The following is a 6,968-nucleotide window of genomic DNA, read 5'->3' as shown; positions in this document are numbered from 1 at the left end:
ACTGCAGGGGGGACCCTGTGGGAGAGTAGGACGCCGCCGAACAATCATTCAGAGAAGCCCCCTCCCCTTCGGGAGGGGGCTTCTCGCATTTCCGGGTTTCCTCCGGAAGCCGAGTATGTGCGACGTAGGGTCGCGGTATGGAGACCACGACTACGTCGCCGGCAGGCGAGAGCATCCGTGTCACGTCCGAGCTGTCGGCCGAGGATCTTCGGATCGCGCGGGCCGTTCTGACGGCGGCCGCCGTCGACGACGGCCGGGAGGCGGTCTCGGAGGCGGGCCGGCTGAGGCTGCGCGAGGCGTCGGAGCGGCCCGGGGTCCGGCACGTACTGCAGACGCTCGGCGGCCGCCCCGCCGGGTACGCGCAGCTCGAGGTGCCGGGCGACGGCACGCCGGCGACCGCGGAGCTGGCCGTTCACCCGGAGGTGCGGCGCCAGGGGCTCGGCGGTCGCCTGGCCGATGCAGTGCTGTCCACGGCTCCGCAGCTGGTGCCGGACGGCGAGACCCTGCCCGGGATCGACTTCTGGGCGCACGGCGGCCACCCGGGGTCGACCCGGTTGGCCGAGCGGTACGGGGCGAAGCTCGTCCGCGAGCTGCGGCAGATGCGCCGGCCCGCCGGTGAGGTGCCGGAGCCGGTGCTGCCGGAGGGGGTGGAGCTCCGCACCTTCAGGCCCGGTGAGGACGACGCGGCGTGGCTGCGGCTGAACGCACTGGCCTTCGCCCACCACCCGGAGCAGGGCGCCTGGACGGAGGCCGACCTCGCGGACCGGCTCGCGGAGCCGTGGTTCGACCCGGCGGGCTTCTTCCTGGCCACCCGCGGGAAGGACCTGGTCGGCTTCCACTGGACGAAGGTCCACCCCGACGGCCTCGGCGAGGTGTACGTGGTCGGCGTGGCCCCCGGCGAGCAGGGCAGCGGGCTGGGCCGGGCACTCACCGCGGCCGGACTGCGGCACCTGGTGCGCGACCGCGGGGTGCCGGCCGTACTGCTCTATGTGGACGCTGACAATCCGGCTGCGGTGCGGGTATATGAACGATTGGGATTCACCATCCACGAGGTGGACCTGATGTACCGCGTCCAGGTGGCGGAGGTGCCGGGCGGGCCCGTCCCACGGGGGTGACCGACTCAGCTTTCCTCCTGGCCATGCGGTGTTTACCGTGGATTCAATTGACGCCGCGAAGATCACAGGATGACGCCCGTAGTGCCTCGTCCCCGTTCGGCCCACCGGCCGGCGCCGTTCCATCCGGTCGCCCCCGGTGGGTGGGCGCTGGAGTGGCGGGACGAGGACGCTGCGTACGTCGCACACACGTACGCCGCCGTGAAAACGGCTGACGGCCGCGGTACGTGCGCCCGGGACTTCGCCCTGCAGGAGGAGCTGGCACCGATGACCATCCCTGGCCCCGTCTCCGCTTCGTCTGGTGCGGCCTCCGGTGCCGCCTCCGGCACGGGCTCCAAGGCGGCCAAGGGCCGCACGCGGGTCCCCAAGGCCGGCCGTGCGGCCGTCGCCGACGGGAAGCCGCAGGCCGCGGCGGCCCGCTCCGCATCCCCGGCTCCGCCGTCCACGCTGCCGAGCGTCATCTCGAACGCGCTCGGCCTGCCGCTCAACGACGAGCCGGCGGTCGTCCGCACGCCCCGCTCGGCGGCCGCCGCCACCTCCACCGGCGGCGTGCACTCCGCGCTGGCGGACATCGAGACCGAGTTCGGCGCCCTGCCCGAGGGCCGCTTCCTGGACCGCGAGCGGAGCTGGCTCGCGTTCAACGAGCGGGTGCTGGAGCTGGCGGAGGACCCGGACATACCACTGCTCGAGCGCGCCAAGTTCCTGGCGATCTTCGCCAGCAACCTCGACGAGTTCTTCATGGTCCGGGTGGCCGGTCTGAAGCGCCGGATCGCGACCGGCGTCGCCACCCGCAGTGCTTCCGGGCTGCAGCCGCGCGAGGTGCTGGACCTGATCTGGCGGCGTTCGCGCGAGCTGATGGCCCGCCATGCGGCCTCCTTCCAGCACGAGGTGCTGCCGGACCTGGCCGCCGAGGGCATCGAGGTGGTGCGCTGGCCGGAGCTCGAGGACAAGGAGCAGGCCCGGCTGCACACGCTCTTCCGGCAGCAGATCTTCCCCGTGCTCACCCCGCTGGCCGTCGACCCCGCGCACCCGTTCCCCTACATCTCCGGACTGAGCCTCAACCTGGCCGTGGTGGTGCGCAACCCGGTGTCCGGGCACAAGCACTTCGCCCGGGTGAAGGTGCCGCAGTCGCTCTCCCGGTTCCTGGAGGCCTCGCCCCAGCGGTACGTGCCGCTGGAGGACGTCATGGGGGCACACCTGGAGGAGCTGTTCCCCGGCATGGAGGTCCTCGCCCACCACGCCTTCCGGGTCACCCGCAACGAGGACCTGGAGGTCGAGGAGGACGACGCCGAGAACATCCTGAAGGCGCTCGAGAAGGAGCTGATGCGGCGGCGCTTCGGCCCGCCGGTCCGCCTGGAGGTCGAGGAGTCGATCGACCCCTACATCCTCGACCTGCTGGTGCGCGAGCTGAACGTCAGCGAGGCCGAGGTCTTCCCGCTGCCCGGCCCGCTCGACCTCACCGGGCTGTTCGGCATCGCGGACCTCGACCGGCCGGAGCTGAAGTACCCGAAGTTCGTCGCCGGCACCGCCCGCGGGCTGACCGACGTCGAGTCGGCCTCCCAGCCCGACATCTTCGCCGCGATGCGCGAGCGGGACGTGCTGCTGCAGCACCCGTACGACAGCTTCTCGACCTCGGTGCAGGCCTTCCTGGAGCAGGCGGCCGCCGACCCGCACGTGCTCGCGATCAAGCAGACGCTGTACCGCACCTCCGGCGACTCGCCGATCGTCGACGCGCTGATCGACGCGGCCGAGTCCGGCAAGCAGGTGCTCGTCCTGGTCGAGATCAAGGCGCGCTTCGACGAGCAGGCCAACATCAAGTGGGCCCGCAAGCTGGAGGAGTCCGGCTGCCACGTCGTCTACGGCCTGATCGGCCTCAAGACGCACTGCAAGCTGTCGCTGGTGGTGCGCCAGGAGGGCGAGACGCTCCGCCGGTACGCCCACGTCGGCACCGGCAACTACCACCCGAAGACCGCCCGGCTGTACGAGGACCTCGGTCTGCTCACCGCCGACCCGCAGGTCGGCGCGGACCTCTCGGACCTCTTCAACCGGCTGTCCGGCTACTCGCGCCGCGAGTCGTACCGGCGTCTGCTGACCGCGCCGCGCGGCCTGCGGGACGGCCTGGTCTCGCGCATCCACGGGGAGATCGCGCACCACCGGGCGGGCCGGCCGGCGTACGTGAAGATCAAGGTCAACTCGATCGTCGACGAGGTGCTGATCGACGCGCTGTACCGGGCTTCGCAGGCCGGGGTGCCGGTGGACGTGTGGGTGCGCGGCATCTGCGCGATCCGCCCCGGCGTCGCCGGGCTGAGCGAGAACGTCCGGGTCCGCAGCGTGCTGGGCCGGTTCCTGGAGCACTCGCGGATCTTCGTGTTCGGCAACGGCGGCGAGCCCGAGGTGTGGTTCGGCAGCGCCGACATGATGCACCGCAACCTGGACCGCCGGATCGAGGCGCTGGTGCGGGTCTCCGACCCGGCGCACCGGGCCGAGCTGTCCGGCCTGCTCGACCTCGGCGTCTCCGACGAGACGGAGTCCTGGCACCTCGGGGCGGACGGGAGCTGGACGCGCCATTCGGCCGACGCCGAGGGCAAGCCGCTGCGGCACGTCCAGGACCTGCTGATCGCCTCGCGCAAGCGCCACCGGAACACGTCCGCGGGCCGCTGACCACTGCCCGGGCCGCCGCCCGCGCTCCCGGTCCGGCGGTGGCCGGGCCGGCGGCCGCGGGGGCGGGCCCGGGACGACCACATGGGGGAGTCCTTGCCATGACCGATTCGCCGATGACGGCCCCGGCGGCGCCGAGCGCATCCGCGGGGGAAGTCCTCTCCGGCTACCTCACCGCCCAGGCCGGCGCGTTCCTGCGCGCGCTGCCGCAGGCGGTGGGCGAGGCCGGATCGAGACCGGGCTCGCTCCCGGCCTCGGCGGCGGGCGCGGACGACCTCCTGCGCGCCGTCCGGCGGATCGGCGGTGCCCTGCACACCTATGCGGCGGCCTTCGAACCCGGCTGGGCCGGCGAGCTGCGGACCGAGCTGGCCTGGCTGCTCGACCTGCTCGGCCGCGAACCCGGCTACCGGCGCCGCTCGGCCCGGCTGCTGGCCGCCCTGGACTCGCTCAGCGACGCCGCCTCCGAGACCCCCGGCATGCTGTCCGGGCACGCGGGCGCACCCAAGGCCCGCGCGCTGCTGGAGCGCCAGCTCACCCTGGCCCGCACCCGGGCCCACACCTCGCTGCTGCAGCAGCTGCGGACGGCCAGGCTGCACGCGCTGGCCGACCGGATGACCCTGCTGACCGGGGAGGTCCCGCTGCTCGCCGGGACCGCCGGGCAGGAGGGCAGCGCGCTGCTGCCGCAGGCGTCCGCGGCGCTCGGTGCGCTGGCCGCCGGGGCCGAGCAGCTGCCGCTGGCCAGGGCCGTCCAGCCGTACGGCGGGGACGGCCTGCACCGGCTGTCGTCGGTGCCCGCGGCGCGCAGCGGGCCGGCGCCGGCCGCGGCGGACGCCGATTCCCTGCTCGCGGCGGACGACGAGCCCTGGCACCGGGTGCGGGTGCTGGTGAAGCGGGCCCGCTACGCGCTGGAGGTGTGCCAGGTGCCCACCGCCGAGCTGGACGGGCTGGACGCCGTTCTGGACCGGCACCGGGACGCCTCCGACGCCGCCGCCACCGCCTCGACCGCGGCGCGAACCCCGAGGATCACGCCGGCGACCGCGTACGTGCTCGGTGTGGTGCATGCTGATCAACGACTGGAGGTGGAGGCGGCCCGGTACGCCTTCGGCCACCAGTGGCCGAAGCTCCCGCACCACGGATGGCACGAATGGGCGACCGCCTGACCGCAGCGCAGCAGCGCGCTGCCAACCCCTTCCACGTCCGCCGTCCCGTGCGGGGCCGGGCCGGCGCCCGCACGGTCGCGCGGAAGGCCGTGCCGGGCTACGGGCCGACGATCCTCGCGGCCGGCGGCGTGCTGTGGGTGCCCGGGCCGCCCAAGAAGAACGGCGGGCTGAAGAAGCCGCGGATCGCGGTGATCCACCGGCCCAAGTACGACGACTGGAGCCTGCCCAAGGGGAAGCTCGACCCGGGCGAGGGCTGGCGGACGGCCGCCCTGCGGGAGCTGTACGAGGAGACCGGGATGCGCTGCGTGCTCGGCCCGGAGCTGCCCACCCAGCACTACCTGGTCGAGGGACGGCCCAAGGAGGTCCGCTACTGGGCGGCCTCGCCGGTCGTCGGTTCGTTCACGCCCGGACGCGAGGTCGACCGGCTGGAATGGCTGCCCCCGAAGAAGGCGAAGGCCCGTCTCACCCATGTCCGGGACCGGGCGCTGGTGGACGCGCTGCTCGCCCTGCCGCGCGGCGCACAGGGCTGACCGAGCGCCCTCCCCGGGGTTCCGCCGGGGTGCTCCCGTGCAGGTCAGCGCGGTGCCGGGGGTGATCTCACCGCGCCCTCACCGTGACGCAACCGTTACTACCGGACCCGGTTTCCTGTCGTCCGTTCGAGGTTCACCTTTCGTTCATTTGCGACCGCCTGACGCGTCACCTGCCGCGCCTACCTTCGGGACCACCGGAGGGCCGAACGGGCCCCGGACCACAGCAAAACCCGCGCCGATCGAGCCATCGATGAGCTCGCCAGGGCGTCGGCTATGCCTCAGAAAGGGACATCCCAGTGAAGCTCCAGCGGAACGGCTCCAAGGCCCTCGCCATCGGTGCCATGGCGCTCGTCGGCTCGCTGTCGCTCGCGGCCTGCGGTACGGACGACAACTCGACCAGCAGCACCGGCAGCAGCGCCGCGGCCTCCGGCGCGGCCCCCGCGGCCCAGATCGCCTGCGGCAAGGGCGGCCAGCTGCTGGGTGCGGGCTCGACCGCCCAGACCAACGCGATCGACGTCTGGAAGGCCGCCTACGGCTCCGCCTGCTCCGGCTCCACCATCACCTACGGCGGCGGCGGCTCCGGCGCCGGCGTGCAGCAGTTCAACCAGGGCAAGGTCGCCTTCGCCGGCTCCGACTCCGCCCTCAAGCCCGCCGAGGTCGACGCCTCCAAGGCGGTCTGCACCGGTGGCCAGGGCGTCAACCTGCCGATGGTCGGCGGCCTGATCTCGATCGTCTTCAACGTCGACGGCGTCGACAAGCTCGTCCTCGACGGCCCGACGATCGCCAAGATCTTCGACTCGCAGATCACCAAGTGGAACGACCCGGCGATCGCCGCCCTCAACTCCGGCGTCACCCTGCCGGACGCGCCGATCCAGGCCATCCACCGCTCGGACGACTCCGGCACCACCGCCAACCTGACCGGCTACCTGGCCAAGGCCTCCGGCGGCGCCTGGACCTACCCGGCCAGCAAGACCTGGGCGGGCAAGGGCGGCCAGTCCGCCAACGGCTCGGCCGGCGTCTCCGCGCAGGTCAAGCAGGTCAAGAACTCGATCAGCTACGTCGAGCTCTCCTACGCCCAGACCAACAGCCTGAAGAGCGCCGCCATCAACACCGGCGCCTCCAAGCCGGTCGACGCGACCGCCGAGAACGCCGCCACCACCTTCGCCAAGGCGAAGATCGCCGGCACCGGCAGCGACCTGGCGCTGAGCCTCGACTACGCGACCAAGGACGAGGGCGCCTACCCGATCGTCCTGGTCACCTACGAGATCGTCTGCGACAAGGGCAACAAGGCCGAGAGCCTCGACACCCTGAAGTCCTTCCTCACCTACACGATCAGCGACGCCGGCCAGCAGGCCATCGGCGCCAAGGGCTACGTCCCGCTGCCGAAGGAGCTGAGCTCGAAGGTTCAGGCCGTCATCCCGACCCTGGCCTGATCCCCGCACCACCGGCGGGGCGGCCCTCAAAGGGGGGACGGGCCGCCCCGCCGGGAGCACCACCGCAACGCACCA

At 72.8% G+C, this 6,968-nt stretch carries 5 protein-coding genes; all 5 read left to right on the top strand.

Going from position 1 to position 6,968, the window contains the following annotated elements:
- Positions 1 to 137 precede the first annotated feature (137 nt).
- The 5 genes from mshD (at position 138) to pstS (ending at position 6,893) form a co-directional block, all read left to right on the top strand.
- Positions 138 to 1,115, top strand: a complete 978-nt coding sequence (gene mshD / locus AB0M03_RS35440; protein WP_363499654.1) for a mycothiol synthase — start codon at positions 138 to 140, stop codon at positions 1,113 to 1,115.
- Between the two features lie 264 nt (positions 1,116 to 1,379).
- Complete coding sequence (locus tag AB0M03_RS35435; protein ID WP_363499652.1) at positions 1,380 to 3,773, top strand: RNA degradosome polyphosphate kinase; 2,394 nt, start codon at positions 1,380 to 1,382, stop codon at positions 3,771 to 3,773.
- Positions 3,774 to 3,871: 98 nt separating this feature from the next.
- Entirely contained in the window at positions 3,872 to 4,930 is a 1,059-nt protein-coding gene (locus tag AB0M03_RS35430; RefSeq protein ID WP_363499650.1) for a CHAD domain-containing protein, read from the top strand.
- Positions 4,915 to 5,460 (top strand): NUDIX hydrolase, encoded by a 546-nt coding sequence (locus AB0M03_RS35425; protein ID WP_363499649.1) that lies wholly within the window; start codon positions 4,915 to 4,917, stop codon positions 5,458 to 5,460. Before AB0M03_RS35430 ends, AB0M03_RS35425 begins: the two co-directional genes overlap by 16 nt.
- Positions 5,461 to 5,756: 296 nt before the next feature.
- Complete coding sequence (gene pstS / locus AB0M03_RS35420) at positions 5,757 to 6,893, top strand: phosphate ABC transporter substrate-binding protein PstS (protein WP_363499647.1); 1,137 nt, start codon at positions 5,757 to 5,759, stop codon at positions 6,891 to 6,893.
- Positions 6,894 to 6,968: the final 75 nt, after the last annotated feature.

The sequence above is a fragment of the Kitasatospora sp. NPDC051914 genome, from assembly GCF_040680995.1.
Lineage (GTDB): Bacteria > Actinomycetota > Actinomycetes > Streptomycetales > Streptomycetaceae > Kitasatospora.
The sequence above is the reverse complement of the archived record's forward strand: the minus strand, read 5'-3'. Positions and strand labels throughout refer to the sequence as shown.